We start from the raw sequence: 14,494 nt of genomic DNA, 5'->3' as shown, positions 1-14,494 counted from the left end.
TAGGGGGTTGGAGCGCCGGTCAGCGGCGCTCGATCGGCTCGATCACTTGCAACGCGAGGTTGCCTTTATGCGAGCCCATCTTGACCTTGAAGGCCGGCACGCCGTTGGCGCGCATGATCATTTCTTCCGGCATCTCGACCGGGATCACATCCCCCGGCTGCATGTGCAGGATGTCGCGCAAACGCAACTGGCGACGGGCAACCGTGGCACCGATCGGCACGTCCACGTCCAGCACGTCCTGGCGCAGGGCGTTGACCCAGCGCTCGTCCTGATCGTCCAGATCCGACTGGAAGCCGGCATCGAGCATTTCGCGCACCGGCTCGATCATCGAGTACGGCATGGTCACGTGCAGGTCGCCGCCACCACCATCGAGTTCGATGTGGAAAGTGGACACCACCACCGCTTCGCTCGGGCCGACGATGTTGGCCATGGCCGGGTTCACTTCCGAGTTGATGTACTCGAAGTTCACTTCCATGATCGCCTGCCAGGCTTCCTTCAAATCGATGAAGGCCTGCTCCAGCACCATGCGCACCACACGCAGTTCGGTCGGGGTGAATTCACGCCCTTCGATCTTCGCGTGACGGCCGTCGCCGCCGAAGAAGTTGTCCACCAGCTTGAACACCAGTTTGGCGTCGAGGATGAACAGCGCGGTGCCGCGCAACGGCTTGATCTTGACCAGGTTGAGGCTGGTCGGCACGTACAGCGAGTGCACGTACTCGCCGAACTTCATCACCTGCACACCACCGACGGCAACGTCCGCCGAACGGCGCAGCATGTTGAACATGCTGATGCGGGTGTAGCGGGCGAAACGCTCGTTGATCATTTCCAGCGTCGGCATGCGTCCGCGGACGATGCGATCCTGGCTGGTCAGGTCGTAGCTTTTGACGCTGCCGGGTTCAGCAACGTTATCGGTCTGTACCAGACCATCGTCGACGCCATGCAACAGCGCATCGATCTCATCCTGGGACAGCAGGTCCTGCACGGCCATGTCGTGTTCCTACTGCAGTACGAAATTAGTAAAAAGCAGCTGTTCGATAACCACTTTGCCGAGTTCTTTCTGCGCCACTTCCTGGACGCTGGCCGTGGCCTTCTGACGCAACATCTCCTGGCCGACCGGGGTCGCCAGCGTGGCGAAGTCCTGTCCGGAGAACAGCATGACCAGGTTGTTGCGGATCACCGGCATGTGCACTTTGAGCGCCTCCAGATCAACCTGATTGCGGCCTTGCAGGGTGATGCTCACCTGCATGTAGCGCTGGCGACCGTTCACGTTGTAGTTGGCCACGAAGGCCGGAGCCATGGGCTCGAAAATCGCTGGCTGCTTGCCGACCACAGCGGTTTCAGCGGCGGCAGGCTTGCTTTGGGCGCTGTGCATGAAGAACCAGGTCGCCCCCACGGACATGCCGACCGCCAGCAACAGGGCCACCACGATCACAATGATCAGCTTGACCTTGCCTTTGGTTGCGGGGTCTTTTACTACTGCGTCGCTCTTCGCCATGCCAATAATCCGTCACTATTCGGGTTTTCACAGTCGCACGGCAAGGCAAGAGCAAGTGTTATGCCAGAAGTGTCGAGGAGGTATGGGAGACAGCGAATGGCTATCAATTGTAGGAGCGAGGCTTGCCCGCGAAACAGGCGCCGCGGTTTATCAGCCAGACCGCGTCATCGCTCTTCGCGGGCAAGCCTCGCTCCTACAGGAGAAGTGTGATCAGGCGTAGTAGTCGACGGCGCTGGAGCCGATCAGGCTGGTAGCGGTTGCCGCCACATCGGCGACTGTTGGCGCAACCTCTTCATCCATGGCGTCAAGACGACCGCCATTGGCGCTGGTCCGACCGCCCTGCCCCTGCTGAGCCTGATTCTGGCCCTGACCTTGCCAGCCACGAGACTGGTCGGACACATTGACGTCGACCTGGCCCATGCCCTGCTGCGAAAACATGTCACGCAGGCGATGCATCTGACTGTCCAGCGCCTCGCGAACGCTTGGATGGGCGCTCATGAAGGTGACCTGGGTCTGCTGGTCGGGAACCATGTTCACCCGGATATCGAGACGCCCCAGTTCAGCCGGTTGCAACTGGATATCGGCCGCCTTGAGGTTGGCGCTGGACAGGTACATGACGCGGTTGACCACTTCCTCGGTCCAGCCGCTCTGATGCATGGCGATCGGCTGGTTGACCGGCAAGGCATTGGCGGTTTTCGGGGTGGCCGCCTGAGTCAGTGCCGCCAGACGGTTGGCGAAGTCATCGACACGGGTATCGCTGCTGGCGGACGTCAAATCCTTGAGCCCACCATCAATCAGACCGCTGAAGGCTTTCTCGCCGCCCTGACTGGTGCTGTCCTTGTCGGTGTGTACGTCGAGCATGCTGGCCATGCCGGCGGCAAAGTTCTGCGCCGACGTCAGCTCACCATCAGCCTGGGTCTGGGCAGACGTGGCTTTTGGCTGGGCCTGGCTGCTGGCGGATACGTGGCCGCTCTGCTCCATGGCCATGCGCACGGCGGGCAATGCGTCGAGCGGATCAGCTTCGGGATCGAAATCGCTATCGATGGCAGTCGCCGCTGGCGCAGACGCGGCCACGACGGCGGTGGCAACCGGCGTTTCAGCCTGTGGCTGTGTGGTCGTGACAACTGGCGCAGCGGTTTGCACGACCGGCACGGTTACCATCGGCTGTACCGCCTGCATCAACGCTGGATCAAGCGCCGGGTCGAAGCTCGGATCAACAGGCGCCGTATCGGCCACCGGCGCTTCAGCGGTCTCGGGCTGCTCGTCGCTGGCAACTGTGTCATCGGTCGGCGCCGGTTTATCGGCGGGCAAGGAATTGCCGCTATCGGCAACCAACAGTTCCGGGGCGGCAGGCTTCTCACCGCTGACATCCGTTTTGCCGGGGTCTTGCGAGGCATTTTCGGTTGCGGGTACAGCCGATTTATCAGCGACCACAGAAGGCTTGTTCTGGGTTTGATCGGCGTAAACATCAGCGAAGCTGGACGCCTTGTCCCCTGGCTCAGCGGCCGGCGCCGGGGTATTGGCGGAGGCGACTTGAGTCTTGGCCGTCGCGGCGGCCTGCATTAGCGAATTGGGGGTAACGGGCATAAAACGGTCTCCGCTGCACTGGGATCGTAGGTACAGTTGAGTGAGTTGATTGCAAAGGTCGAGCCAGGTTGGCTCGATAGAGGTTAAAAGCGCCGGACGGTTGCGTCAGTCAGCCAGAGAGCGCTGTCGCTCCGCTTCATACAAAGGGCGAATAATGGCGAATTCGCCGTCGATTTCTCCGACCAGTTTTTCAATACCGGCGAGGCTTTTTTGCCTGGCACGCTGCTCAAGTTCATTGCACAGCTCGGCGAGACGAACGGCGCCCATATTGCTGCTGCTACCCTTGAAACTATGGGCAGCGTTCATGAGTTGCGCGGCATCGTTAGCCTTTCGCAAAATGCGCAAGCGCTCTTCGGAGTCGGCGATGAAAGTATCCAACAACGTCGGATACTCATCCTCCATGACTTCCTGCAACGCACTCAGCACGTCGCGGTCCAGATGTTTGTCAGCCACTTGCTCACTCCTTGATCAAGAATGGGTGAATTATGCCAGAGCCTCCCAGAAAAACTCCACGCGAGCACTACGACCATCGTCGGACCAGCTCGAGCTACGGCTCAATTGGCGGACCAGACTCACACCGCGCCCCGACAGACGGCCGCCATCGACGGGGCGCTCCATCACCCGCGCCACATCGAAACCCTTGCCACTGTCTTCGATCCGCACAATAAGGCTGCCGCCCTTGCCCGTCGGCACGACCTGCAAATGCACCCGCACATAGCCGTCTTGCAGCGCCTCCAGCCGCTCATTGCGCGCTTGATAATAGCGCGCGAACCCCGAAGCATCGCGTTTGAGGCTTGAATCCAGGCCCAGCACGCCGTGCTCAAGGGCATTGGAATAAAGCTCTGCCAACACACTGTAGAGCGCGCCACTCTGAGCCCGCAGGCCGTGGACCTCAAGCAACAATTGCAAAAGGTACGGCAGCGGATTGAAACGTTTGAGGGTCGCGGCGCGAAACTCGAAACTCACCGACCAGTCCAGCGGACAGGACTGGCCGCTGTCGGAATACACCGGTGCCGGCGGGCTCAGTTGCGCCGCATCCAGCAGACTGACCTCGACCATGCTCACGTCATCCCGAGCCTCGCCACGAAAATCCCGCAAAGCCTGCTCGATCTCTTCGAACAGCGCGTCTGGCTGGCGATTGGCCGCAAACACCCGCTGCAACCGCTCCACACCAAACAACTGTTCGTTGGCATCGCAGGTATCGATGACCCCGTCGGAGAGCAGAAACACCCGATCGCCAACGGCCATCGGAAATACCTCAGTGCGGTCATTGAAGGTTTGCGGGCTGAGCACGCCCAGTGGCAAGTGCCGCGCCGTCAGCGGTGTGCGTTTACCGCTGGCGATGCTGTGCAAGTAACCGTCCGGCATTCCGCCGTTCCAGACTTCCACCGAACGTCGTTGAAAGCTCAGACACAGCAAGGTGGCGCAGCAGAACATGTCCACCGGCAGGATGCGCTTGAGCTTAGCGTTCATCTCGCGCAGGGTTTCAGCCAGGCCGTAACCCTTGGCGGTCATGCCGTAGAAGACTTCAGCCAGCGGCATGGCGCCCACCGCGGCCGGTAGACCGTGGCCGGTGAAATCACCCAGCAGTACATGCATGTCGCCAGCCGGGGTGAACGCCGCCAGCAGCAGATCGCCGTTGAACAGCGCATAAGGCGATTGCAGGTAGCGGATGTTCGGCGCACTCAGGCAGCCCGAATGCGCCACCTTGTCGAACACGGCCTTGGCCACACGCTGCTCGTTGAGCAAGTAGTCATGATGTTTGGCGATCAGGTCACGCTGCTGCAGCACCGTGGCTTGCAACCGACGCAGGCGATCCATGGCCTTGATCTTGGCGGCGAGGATCACCTGGTTGTAGGGCTTTGCCAGAAAGTCGTCGCCACCGGCCTCCAGGCAACGGGCCAAGGCCTCGCTTTCGGTCAGCGAGGTCAGGAAGATGATTGGCACCAGGGTTTCCCCGGCCAGCGCCTTGATCTGTTGTGCGGCCTCGAAACCGTCCATCACCGGCATCATGGCGTCCATCAACACCAGGTGTGGCCGCTGCTCGCGAAACGCTTCGACGGCTTCGGCACCGTTGGCGGCCGTCAATACCTGGTGGCCCTGACGACGGACGATACTGGACAGCAGCATGCGATCGGCCGCGCTGTCTTCGGCGATGAGGATGGTCAGCGGTTCAAGCGACGGTTGCATGGCGGTCATGCAACGTCGAAGATTTGTTCAAAGTTGGAGATGGCGAGAATCTTGCGCACGTCGGCGTTGGCGTTGGTCAACGTGATTTCGGCATTCTCGCCGCCGGCGTGATCACGCAACAGCAAGAGCATGCCGAGTGCGGAACTGTCGAGGTAGGTGGCGTCCTTCAAATCCACCTCGAAGGACTCGGGTTTTGGCTGAAGATTTTCGTAGGATTCACGAAACTCCTGATGCTTGGCGAAATCGAATCGTCCCTTGATCGAGATCGTCAGCTTTTTCCCTTCCTGGGATGTTTCTGTATGGACTGACATTTTTTAACGGCTTCCTTGTCATGGGGGAACTTACGTGTACAAGGTTTAGCACTTGGCGGGGGCGGGAGCAAGGTGGGAAAAGCTGTACAGCCTGTGAAATCGCCTTCGCGGGCAGGCCTCGCTCCTACAGGTTTTGTGTCGTTTGCGAGTAATGTGGACGCATAACCTGTAGGAGCGAGGCTTGCCCGCGAAGAACGATAACGCGATCCAACTGATTCAATACGGATCATGCCGCGGCAACCGCTGGGACAACTCATCCAGCAGCTTCTGCTCGCGCTTGTCTTCCAACTTCCGCGCCTCGTCCATGTAGCGCTGTACAAGTTTGCGCAAGCCTTCGACCCGGGCAAACGCCTGCTGCCAGGAATCGCGCGCCTTGTTCAGGTTGTTCTGGTGCCAGTTCAGGCTTTGGCGCTGCTGATCGATGGCAGTGCCCAGTTGCGCCAGAAAGCCTTGATAGCCGAGTAACCACTGGCCGGAAACGCCCGTACTGCCGCGCACGATCCATTGCTCCTGGTATTCGAGGCGGAAGTTTTCGAGGTCGGCGAGCTTGCTTTCCGCCACACGAACCTGGCCCTGGAAGTGCCCAAGGCGCATGACCGCGGTTTTTTCGGCCTTTTCGGCCATTTCCACCACGGGTGCCAGGCGTGCCGCGCGGCTCAGGGCCATGGCCGGTTAGCCGCCCGCTGCCGGGGCGAAGATCGAGGCGAGATGGTTTTCGCTGGCGCCCATGCCGATGTTGTCGTTCAAGCCCTGGCGCAGGTAAGTGGTCATGGCTGGCTGAAGGGAAATCGCAACATCGGTTTCGCGATCCCCCCCCGGCACGTAGGCACCGACGCTGATCAAGTCGCGGCTCTGCTGATAGCGCGACCAGTACTGCTTGAACATCTGCGCCCGCGCCATGTGCTCGGGGCTGACCACCGACGGCATGACCCGGCTGATAGAGGCTTCGATATCGATGGCCGGGTAATGACCTTCTTCCGCCAGGCGCCGGGACAGTACGATGTGCCCGTCGAGCACGCCTCGCGCCGAGTCGGCAATCGGGTCCTGCTGGTCATCGCCTTCGGACAATACGGTATAGAACGCGGTGATCGAACCGCCGCCCTTCTCGGCGTTACCGGCCCGCTCCACCAGTTTCGGCAACTTGGCGAACACCGACGGCGGATAACCCTTGGTCGCGGGCGGCTCGCCAATGGCCAGGGCGATTTCCCGCTGGGCCTGGGCGAAACGGGTCAGCGAATCCATGAGCAACAGGACGTTCTTGCCCTTGTCGCGGAAATACTCGGCGATTCGCGTGCAGTACATCGCAGCGCGCAGACGCATCAGTGGCGCATCGTCCGCAGGCGAGGCGACGACCACCGAACGCTTGAGCCCTTCTTCACCGAGGATGTGCTCGATGAATTCTTTAACTTCACGACCCCGTTCACCGATCAGCCCGACCACGATAATGTCGGCCTCGGTGAAGCGGGTCATCATGCCCAGCAGCACGGATTTACCGACGCCGGTACCGGCGAACAACCCAAGACGCTGACCGCGACCGACCGTCAACAAACCGTTGATGGTGCGGATGCCCACGTCCAGCGGCTCACTGATCGGTTCGCGCTTGAGCGGGTTGATGGTCGGGCCGTCCATCGGCACCCAGTCTTCGGCCTTCATGCCGCCCTTGCCGTCCAGCGCACGGCCGGCGCCGTCCAGCACCCGCCCGAGCATGCTCATGCCCATCGGCAAGCGGCCAGTGTCTGCCATAGGAACCACTCGGGCACCGGGCGCAATGCCGGCGACGCTGCCGACCGGCATCAGGAACACCTTGCTGCCGGAGAAGCCCATGACTTCGGCTTCGACCTGCACCGGTTGATAACTGTCGTCGTTGATGACCATGCAGCGGCTGCCCATGGCGGCACGCAAACCTTCGGCTTCGAGGGTCAGACCGACCATGCGCAGCAGACGGCCTTCAAGGATCGGAGCTCCCGCCAGCGTAGTGACCTCGGCGTAGCTGCCGAGGCGCTTGGCGAAGCTGGTGCGATCAAGGCGCATCAGGTTCGTCCAGTGTCGGCTCGACCGCAGCGACCGCAGGCTTTTCGTCGACCGGCAGCTCCAGGCTCAGATCCGGCGCAGCCGGGTGCAAGGCCTGGTCATGCAACTGATCGAACAGCTTGGCCATGACTTGGGCGACGCGGGTTTCAACGGTGGCGTCGATGCGACTGTGTTCGGTCTCGACCCGGCAACCGCCGGGCAGCAGGGATTCGTCTTCGACGATGCGCCAGGTTTCTTCATGGCGCTCGCGCAGGGCTTTGACCTGTTCGAAATCCTGCGGATTGATGTACAGCCGCACATTACCCACGCCCAGCGGCAAGAGCTTGAGGGCTTCACGCATGACGTGTTCGATTTGCGTCGAGTCGATGGCCAGTTCGCGCTGAATCACCTGTTTGGTGATGTGCTGCACGAGGTCGACCAGGGATTTCTCGATCTGGGTGTCCTGCTCGGCAATAGGCTCGAACAGGTTGGCCATCAGCTGCTCCAGGCCCGCAACTTTCGGCGTCAGTACGGCTTCGGCTTCCTGACGGACCTTGAGTGTGGCGCTGTGGAAGCCTTCTTTCTCGCCGATGGCGAAGCCTTCGTTGTAAGCCTCCTGACGGATGCTTTCGAGCTCTTCGAGGGTTAGTGGCTGGACTTCATCCAGCGGCACTTCTTCCATTTCCGGCGGTTCAGGCTCGGGCTCCGGCTCGGGCTCCGGTACAAACGGATCGAAACTGGGCAACGCCCAGACGTCGAAACCGGCGACGGCCTTGCCTCGGATAAGGTCGGTCTGGGACTCATCATGTTTGGACGACATAGTGACCTTAGATCATCTCTTCGCCGCCCTTCCCGCCGAGAACGATTTCTCCGGCTTCGGCCATACGGCGGGCAATGGTGAGGATTTCTTTCTGCGCGGTTTCCACGTCGCTGACGCGCACCGGGCCTTTGGCCTCGAGGTCGTCGCGCAACAGTTCGGCCGCTCGTTTGGACATGTTCTTGAAGATCTTTTCCTTGACGCCTTCGTCCGAACCCTTGAGGGCCAGCACCAGCACGTCGGAGGACACTTCGCGCAACAACGCCTGAATCCCGCGGTCGTCGACATCGGACAGGTTGTTGAACACGAACATGAGGTCTTCGATCTGACCGGACAGGTCTTCGTCGACTTCGCGGATCGAGTCCATCAGCTGACCTTCGATCGAGCTGTCGAGGAAGTTCATGATGTCGGCCGCGCGCTTGATACCACCCAGGGTGGTGCGCGAGGCATTCGAGTTGCCGGAGAACTGCTTCTCGAGAATCTGGTTGAGTTCTTTCAGGGCGGCTGGCTGCACAGTGTTCAGCGAGGAGACCCGCAGAATGATGTCCAGACGCACCTTGTGGTCGAAGTTGCCGAGCACTTCGCCGGCCTGATCCGGGTCGAGGTACGCGACCACGATTGCCTGGATCTGTGGGTGCTCGTAACGGATCACGTCGGCGACGGCGCGCGGTTCCATCCACTTCAGGCTGTCGAGGCCGCTGGTGTTGCCGCCCAGCAGGATGCGATCGATCAGGCCGTTGGCCTTGTCCTCGCCCAGTGCCTGGGTGAGCATTTTGCGCACGTAGTCGTCGGAGCCGACGCCCAGACTGGTCTGGTCGCCGACGATGTCGACGAACTCGCTCATCACCTGCTCGACCTGCTCGCGATGGACGTTGCCCATCTGCGCCATGGCCACGCCGACGCGCTGGACCTCTTTGGGCCCCATGTGGCGCAACACTTGGGCAGCATCGGTCGAACCCAGGGACAGCAGCAGAATCGCGGCTTTGTCGACCTTGGTCAGTTTGGCGGCAACGGCTCGGTTATCACTCATCTGCGTTAATCCACTCTTTCACGACCTGGGCCACGCGACCCGGATCTTCTGCCACCAGACTCTTGATTGCATTCAACTGTGCGTCATAGCCTTCGCTCGGGCTCGGCAGCAGGATGCTTTGCGGACCACCGAGGCTGACGCGGTCGTTGGCCAGTTCGCCGTCCAGGCCGCCCATCCCACCGAGTTCCACGTCGCTGCCGATACCGGCCAACTGCTTGCCTTTGCCACCACCGGTGATGTTGTTGAGCACCGGACGCAGCACACCGAACACCAGCACCAGGATGAACAACACACCCAGCACTTGCTTGACGATGTCCCAGAACCAAGGCTGGGAGTAGAACGGAATATCGGCAATCACTTCACCGCGCTCGGCGGAGAACGGCATGTTGATCACGCTGACGCTGTCACCACGGCTCGCGTCGAAACCGACCGCATCCTGCACCAGGCGAGTGAAGCGCGCCAATTCATCGGCGCTCCACGGCGCACGCGTGGTTTCGCCATTGGCGGCGTTGACCTTGACCTGATCATCCACCACCACCGACACCGACAGGCGATTCAAACGACCCTGCTGTTGCTTGGTGTGGCTGATCGAACGGTCGAGTTCGAAGTTCTTGGTGGATTGTTGACGCTTGTCCGCCGGGTACGGCGCCAGCATCGGCTGACCGGTGGCCGGGTCCATGATTTGTTGCCCGTTGGCATCGATCAACGGCTGGCCTGGCTGAACCATGCCGGCTGCCGCGGTGCTGCCACCGGTGGTCTGCGGCGCGGAGGCTGGCGATGGCGGTTGGTTGCTCAGGGCACCCGGCACACCTTGCGGGCCATTGCTGGCAGTGCGTTGTTCGTTGACCGACTGCTCGCTGCGCAACGCCGGTTGATCCGGGTTGAACTGCTCGGAGGTCGACTCGACAGCGCTGAAGTCCACGTCAGCCGAGACTTCGGCTTTATAGCGGTCGTTGCCCAACACCGGTTGCAGGATGTTGTGCACGCGCTGGGTCAGCATGGTTTCCATGCGACGGCTGTAGTCGAATTGCTTGCCGGCCATGGTCAGTTCGGAGTTTTCCGCCTGATCCGACAGCAGGTTGCCCTTCTGGTCGACCACGGTGATCTGGGACTTGCTGAGCTCCGGAACGCTGGTCGCGACCAGGTTGATGATCGCCACCACCTGACCCGGCTCCAGCGAGCGACCGGAATACAGTTCAACCAGCACCGAAGCGCTTGGCTTGCGTTCGTCGCGCACGAACACCGAGCTTTTCGGAATCGCCAGGTGCACACGGGCACCCTTGACGTTGTTCAAGCTGGAAATGGTCCGGGCCAGCTCACCTTCGAGGCCGCGACGATAACGGGTCGCTTCCATGAACTGGCTGGTCCCCAGGCCCTGGTCCTTGTCGAGGATTTCAAAACCGATGTTGCCATCGCTGGGAGTGACACCAGCGCCCGCGAGCTTGAGCCGCGCACGGGACAGGTCATCGGCCTTGACCAGCAAGGCACCGGAGTTGGGTTCAACGGTGTAGGGAATATCGGCGGCGGCCAGGGTATCCATGACCTGCTTGGCGTCCATACCGGCGAGGCTGCCGTACAGAGGCCGGTAGTCCGGCTGCTGCGACCACAACACCACGGCAAAACCAATCGCCACGCTCGCAGCCAGGCCGACCAACAGGCCCACCTGACGCAACATGGTCATCTCGGAGAGGTTTTCCAGGAAGGACAAGCCGAACAGCGGCGGTTTGCCGTCTATCGGGGTGGCCTTGGCCGGAACGTTATCAGCGACTGCTTCTGCCATGACTCAATTCGTCCTTAAACCGGCATCTGCATGATGTCTTGGTATGCCTGAACCAGCTTGTTGCGCACTTGGGTCAACGCTTGAAAAGACACGCTGGCCTTCTGCGAGGAAATCATTACATCCGTCAGGTCGACGCCACTTTTGCCAATCTCGAAGGCACTGGCCAACTGACTGGACGCCTGCTGGGTGTCGTTCACTTTATTGACAGCCTGACCGAGCATGTCGGAAAAGCTGCTGCCACCCAGTTCAGGAACTGCGGCAGTCGATTTAGGCGCAGACATGGCATCCATTTGCATGGAACGCATATCCAGCATCAACCGATTAAATTCAATACCTTGGCTCATGGTCTACTCTCATTGGCGACCCGCAATTTTTTGACACTCACTCGGCGGGTAGTGAGGTGTTAGCAACAAGGGTGCCAGCTCCGTGGCTGCTCTGAACAAAAGCTCTTCCTTAGCCCTCATTCCAATCTTTCGAGCCGTATCTCAATTCTGTAGCAGCTGGCGAAGCCTTCGTCCGGCTGCGCAGCAGTCGTGAAATCAGCCAGCGCGGAGTTTCAGAAAGACCGCGTGTTTAAGCTTTACGACTGCTGCGCAGCCGGACGCAGGCTTCGCCAGCTGCTACAAAACCGTGTCAGGTGGCAAACAAGTAAGCTTCCACATCCATTCCGGCATCACGCATCTGCGCCAGCTTGTAGCGCAAGGTGCGCGGGCTGATGCCCAATCGCTCGGCGGCTTCTTTACGGCGGCCGCGCTCGGTGCGCAAGGTGTCGATAATCATCTGGAACTCACGCCGACGCAGGTCATCACCCAACGCACCGGCCGATTCAGCCTCGACCTCCACAACCCGCACCGGCGACAACGCCGGCAACGGCGCACAAGCCACCGGCCCGGAAAGGCAGAAATCCTGGGGCTGGATCAAACCACCCTGCTGCAGAATCAAGGCGCGCTGGATCGCGTTATCCAGCTCACGCACGTTGCCCGGCCACGGATAACCGATCAGGCACGCCTGCGCCTCGGGCGACAGTTTCGCCGCGGCATGCTTCATTTTATTGACGTGTTTTGCCAGCAGACGCTCGGCCAGCGGCAGGATGTCGGCGGTACGCTCGCGCAGCGGACGCCAGGCCAACGGAAATACCGACAACCGATAAAAGAGGTCTTCACGGAACCGCCCCGCCGCCACTTCACCGGACAGGTCACGGTTGGTGGTCGCCACGACCCGTATGTCCAGGGAGATCGGCTTGCGAGCGCCGACTCGTTCGACTTCGCGCTCCTGCAACACCCGCAGCAATTTGGCCTGGAGCCCGAGGGGCATTTCAGAAATTTCATCGAGCAGGATCGTTCCGCCGTCGGCCTGTTCGAACTTGCCGGCCTGCGCCGCGATGGCGCCGGTGAACGAACCTTTTTCGTGACCGAACAAGGTGGCTTCAAGCATGTTGTCGGGGATCGCCGCGCAGTTGATCGCAATGAACGGCTGACTGGCGCGATGGGAGTGCTGATGGATGTAGCGCGCCAACACTTCTTTACCGGTCCCGGACTCACCGGAGATCAATACCGTCGAATCGCTGCGCGCGACTCGCGCGGCCAGTTCCAGCAATTGCACGCTGGCTGGCTCGAAGGCGATCGGCCCTTCGCTCTCGGTCGCGCCGAGCGTGCCCAATGCGTGCCGCGCCACCAGGTCGAGCAAGGCTTTGGGCTCGAACGGCTTGACCAGATAATCCGCCGCGCCCTGGCGCATCGCATCGACCGCCCGCTCGACGGCACCGTGAGCGGTCATCAGCAACACCGGCAACTGCGGCTGACGCGCTCGCAGCAAACCGAGCAGTTGATGGCCGTCCATGCCCGGCATATTGACGTCGCTGATCACCAGGCTGAAGGCCTCGTTGCCGACCGTTGCGAGCGCCTCTTCCGCCGAACCGACGGCCGTGTAATCGTGCCCCGCGAGCAGCAGCGTATCGGCCAGTGCTTCGCGTAGCGCGCGGTCGTCCTCGACCAGCAAAACCTTGATTGCCATGTCCTTCACTCCGCTCCCTGAGCGCTGGGCTGTTCACCGGAAAAAAGCGGCAGGATGACCTGCGCGCAGGTGCCGCGACCCGGCCGCGAGCGCAACTGCAATTCTCCCTGATGAGCACGGGCCACGGCCTTGACCACGGTCAGACCCAGGCCAGTCCCAGTGGTTTTAGTGGTGAAAAACGGCTCACCCAGGCGTGCCAGAACTTTGCCGTCGATGCCGCTGCCGCTGTCACTGACGCACACGCGCAGGTTGTTTCCCCTGGCATAGAAATGCACTTTCAAGCGGACAGCACCGGCACTGGCCTGAATAGCGTTCTCGATCAGATTGAGGATCGCGCCGATCAGGGTGTCGCGATTGCACAGCAGCTCACCGGCATGACTGTCGCACTGCCAGCGAATCGGCAGGTCCTGAACATGAGTCAGCGCCGCCGATTGCAGGGACTGCATCAATTGCTTGGGCGTGACGCGGTCGGTCAACGGCAGCTCGCCGCGCGCGAACACCAACATGTCACGAACCTGATGCTCCAGCTCATGCAATCGCTCTTTCAGGCGCCCGGCAAAACGTTGCTGTGTGGCGACCGGCAATTCCTGTTCAGTCAAATGACTGGCGTAGAGCAAGGCGGCGGACAACGGTGTACGAATCTGATGGGCCAGCGAGGCGACCATTCGCCCAAGAGACGACAGGCGTTCGTGGCGAGCCAGTTGATCTTGCAGATGACGGGTTTCAGTCAGGTCGTTGAGCAACACCAACTGCCCAGGCTCGGCATCCAGCGAGCGAGTGGCGATCGACAGACGCCGACCGTCCTTGAGGGAGATTTCGTGACCGTCGTCTTCGCGAGGGGCAAAGCAGCGGGCAATGACATGGCGCCAGAGCTCGCCTTCGAGGGGCAGACCGAGCAACTCGCAGGCCGCCGGGTTGGCTTCACGCACAATGCCCTGGGCATCGATGACGATGACGCCGCCCGGCAACAGATCGAGGAGGTTTTGCAGACGGTTGGCCAGGCGTTCCTTTTCTGCCAGCTCTTGCATGCGCTGAGCGCTGACTACCGCCAGTTCGCCCTTGAGCTCGGTGACCCGGGCTTCCAGCATGCTGTAGGAGTCGGTCAACTGGCTCGACATCTGGTTGAACAGCGAGAACGCCTGCTCAAGGCCAAGCCGGCTTGCCTGCTCTACGGACGACGGTTGCCCCGAAGCATCAGGGACAGGAGACATCTGGGCGGCTTGGGGCATCGTGCTCTCTCGCTAGGCTGACCGTCAGTTAA

At 61.0% G+C, this 14,494-nt stretch carries 14 protein-coding genes; all 14 read right to left on the bottom strand.

Going from position 1 to position 14,494, the window contains the following annotated elements; all coding sequences use genetic code 11:
* Window positions 1-19: 19 nt before the first annotated feature.
* Window positions 20-988 (bottom strand): flagellar motor switch protein FliM, encoded by a 969-nt coding sequence (gene fliM, locus ACA075_RS08060; RefSeq protein ID WP_219095679.1) that lies wholly within the window; start codon window positions 986-988, stop codon window positions 20-22.
* A gap of 9 nt (window positions 989-997) precedes the next feature.
* Window positions 998-1,495, bottom strand: coding sequence for a flagellar basal body-associated protein FliL (gene fliL, locus ACA075_RS08055; protein ID WP_403099460.1), 498 nt, complete (start codon window positions 1,493-1,495; stop codon window positions 998-1,000).
* A 210-nt stretch (window positions 1,496-1,705) separates the two neighbouring features.
* Window positions 1,706-3,082, bottom strand: a complete 1,377-nt coding sequence (locus tag ACA075_RS08050) for a flagellar hook-length control protein FliK (protein ID WP_497298024.1) — start codon at window positions 3,080-3,082, stop codon at window positions 1,706-1,708.
* 105 nt (window positions 3,083-3,187) lie between these two features.
* Window positions 3,188-3,535: an Hpt domain-containing protein gene (locus tag ACA075_RS08045; protein WP_497298023.1), complete on the bottom strand. Its 348-nt coding sequence runs from the start codon at window positions 3,533-3,535 to the stop codon at window positions 3,188-3,190.
* Between the two features lie 30 nt (window positions 3,536-3,565).
* Complete coding sequence (locus ACA075_RS08040) at window positions 3,566-5,272, bottom strand: ATP-binding SpoIIE family protein phosphatase (RefSeq protein ID WP_497299212.1); 1,707 nt, start codon at window positions 5,270-5,272, stop codon at window positions 3,566-3,568.
* Window positions 5,273-5,277: 5 nt separating this feature from the next.
* The gene (locus ACA075_RS08035; protein WP_219095681.1) at window positions 5,278-5,583 is read right to left on the bottom strand and encodes an STAS domain-containing protein; all 306 of its coding nucleotides are present in this window, start codon (window positions 5,581-5,583) and stop codon (window positions 5,278-5,280) included.
* 216 nt (window positions 5,584-5,799) lie between these two features.
* The gene (gene fliJ / locus ACA075_RS08030; RefSeq protein WP_403099448.1) at window positions 5,800-6,249 is read right to left on the bottom strand and encodes a flagellar export protein FliJ; all 450 of its coding nucleotides are present in this window, start codon (window positions 6,247-6,249) and stop codon (window positions 5,800-5,802) included.
* 6 nt (window positions 6,250-6,255) lie between these two features.
* Complete coding sequence (fliI, locus tag ACA075_RS08025) at window positions 6,256-7,614, bottom strand: flagellar protein export ATPase FliI (protein WP_077748627.1); 1,359 nt, start codon at window positions 7,612-7,614, stop codon at window positions 6,256-6,258.
* A complete protein-coding gene (fliH, locus tag ACA075_RS08020) occupies window positions 7,604-8,413 on the bottom strand; it encodes a flagellar assembly protein FliH (protein ID WP_497298022.1) in 810 nt (269 codons plus the stop codon). The genes fliI and fliH overlap by 11 nt, the downstream gene beginning before the upstream one ends.
* A gap of 7 nt (window positions 8,414-8,420) precedes the next feature.
* A complete protein-coding gene (fliG, locus tag ACA075_RS08015) occupies window positions 8,421-9,440 on the bottom strand; it encodes a flagellar motor switch protein FliG (RefSeq protein ID WP_007894195.1) in 1,020 nt (339 codons plus the stop codon).
* Window positions 9,433-11,220, bottom strand: coding sequence for a flagellar basal-body MS-ring/collar protein FliF (fliF, locus tag ACA075_RS08010; RefSeq protein WP_219095685.1), 1,788 nt, complete (start codon window positions 11,218-11,220; stop codon window positions 9,433-9,435). Before fliF ends, fliG begins: the two co-directional genes overlap by 8 nt.
* A gap of 14 nt (window positions 11,221-11,234) precedes the next feature.
* Window positions 11,235-11,564 (bottom strand): flagellar hook-basal body complex protein FliE, encoded by a 330-nt coding sequence (gene fliE / locus ACA075_RS08005; RefSeq protein ID WP_010456962.1) that lies wholly within the window; start codon window positions 11,562-11,564, stop codon window positions 11,235-11,237.
* A gap of 289 nt (window positions 11,565-11,853) precedes the next feature.
* Window positions 11,854-13,233: a sigma-54-dependent transcriptional regulator gene (locus ACA075_RS08000; RefSeq protein WP_497298021.1), complete on the bottom strand. Its 1,380-nt coding sequence runs from the start codon at window positions 13,231-13,233 to the stop codon at window positions 11,854-11,856.
* Window positions 13,234-13,238: 5 nt separating this feature from the next.
* A complete protein-coding gene (locus tag ACA075_RS07995) occupies window positions 13,239-14,444 on the bottom strand; it encodes a sensor histidine kinase (protein WP_497299211.1) in 1,206 nt (401 codons plus the stop codon).
* Window positions 14,445-14,494: the final 50 nt, after the last annotated feature.

Source organism: Pseudomonas sp. LBUM1663 (assembly GCF_059695905.1).
Note: the sequence above shows the minus strand (reverse complement) of the source record. Positions and strands in the feature narration are given on the sequence as shown.

Excerpts from the sequence above, each read along its gene's own strand:
- fliM (WP_219095679.1), bottom strand. The coding sequence starts at position 988 with ATGGCCGTGCAGGACCTGCTGTCCCAGGATGAGATCGATGCGCTGTTG.
- fliI (WP_077748627.1), bottom strand. The coding sequence starts at position 7,614 with ATGCGCCTTGATCGCACCAGCTTCGCCAAGCGCCTCGGCAGCTACGCC.
- ACA075_RS08050 (WP_497298024.1), bottom strand. The coding sequence starts at position 3,082 with ATGCCCGTTACCCCCAATTCGCTAATGCAGGCCGCCGCGACGGCCAAG.
- fliE (WP_010456962.1), bottom strand. The coding sequence starts at position 11,564 with ATGAGCCAAGGTATTGAATTTAATCGGTTGATGCTGGATATGCGTTCC.
- ACA075_RS08000 (WP_497298021.1), bottom strand. The coding sequence starts at position 13,233 with ATGGCAATCAAGGTTTTGCTGGTCGAGGACGACCGCGCGCTACGCGAA.
- fliG (WP_007894195.1), bottom strand. The coding sequence starts at position 9,440 with ATGAGTGATAACCGAGCCGTTGCCGCCAAACTGACCAAGGTCGACAAA.
- fliJ (WP_403099448.1), bottom strand. The coding sequence starts at position 6,249 with ATGGCCCTGAGCCGCGCGGCACGCCTGGCACCCGTGGTGGAAATGGCC.
- ACA075_RS08035 (WP_219095681.1), bottom strand. The coding sequence starts at position 5,583 with ATGTCAGTCCATACAGAAACATCCCAGGAAGGGAAAAAGCTGACGATC.
- ACA075_RS07995 (WP_497299211.1), bottom strand. The coding sequence starts at position 14,444 with ATGTCTCCTGTCCCTGATGCTTCGGGGCAACCGTCGTCCGTAGAGCAG.
- fliL (WP_403099460.1), bottom strand. The coding sequence starts at position 1,495 with ATGGCGAAGAGCGACGCAGTAGTAAAAGACCCCGCAACCAAAGGCAAG.
- fliF (WP_219095685.1), bottom strand. The coding sequence starts at position 11,220 with ATGGCAGAAGCAGTCGCTGATAACGTTCCGGCCAAGGCCACCCCGATA.
- fliH (WP_497298022.1), bottom strand. The coding sequence starts at position 8,413 with ATGTCGTCCAAACATGATGAGTCCCAGACCGACCTTATCCGAGGCAAG.
- ACA075_RS08040 (WP_497299212.1), bottom strand. The coding sequence starts at position 5,272 with ATGCAACCGTCGCTTGAACCGCTGACCATCCTCATCGCCGAAGACAGC.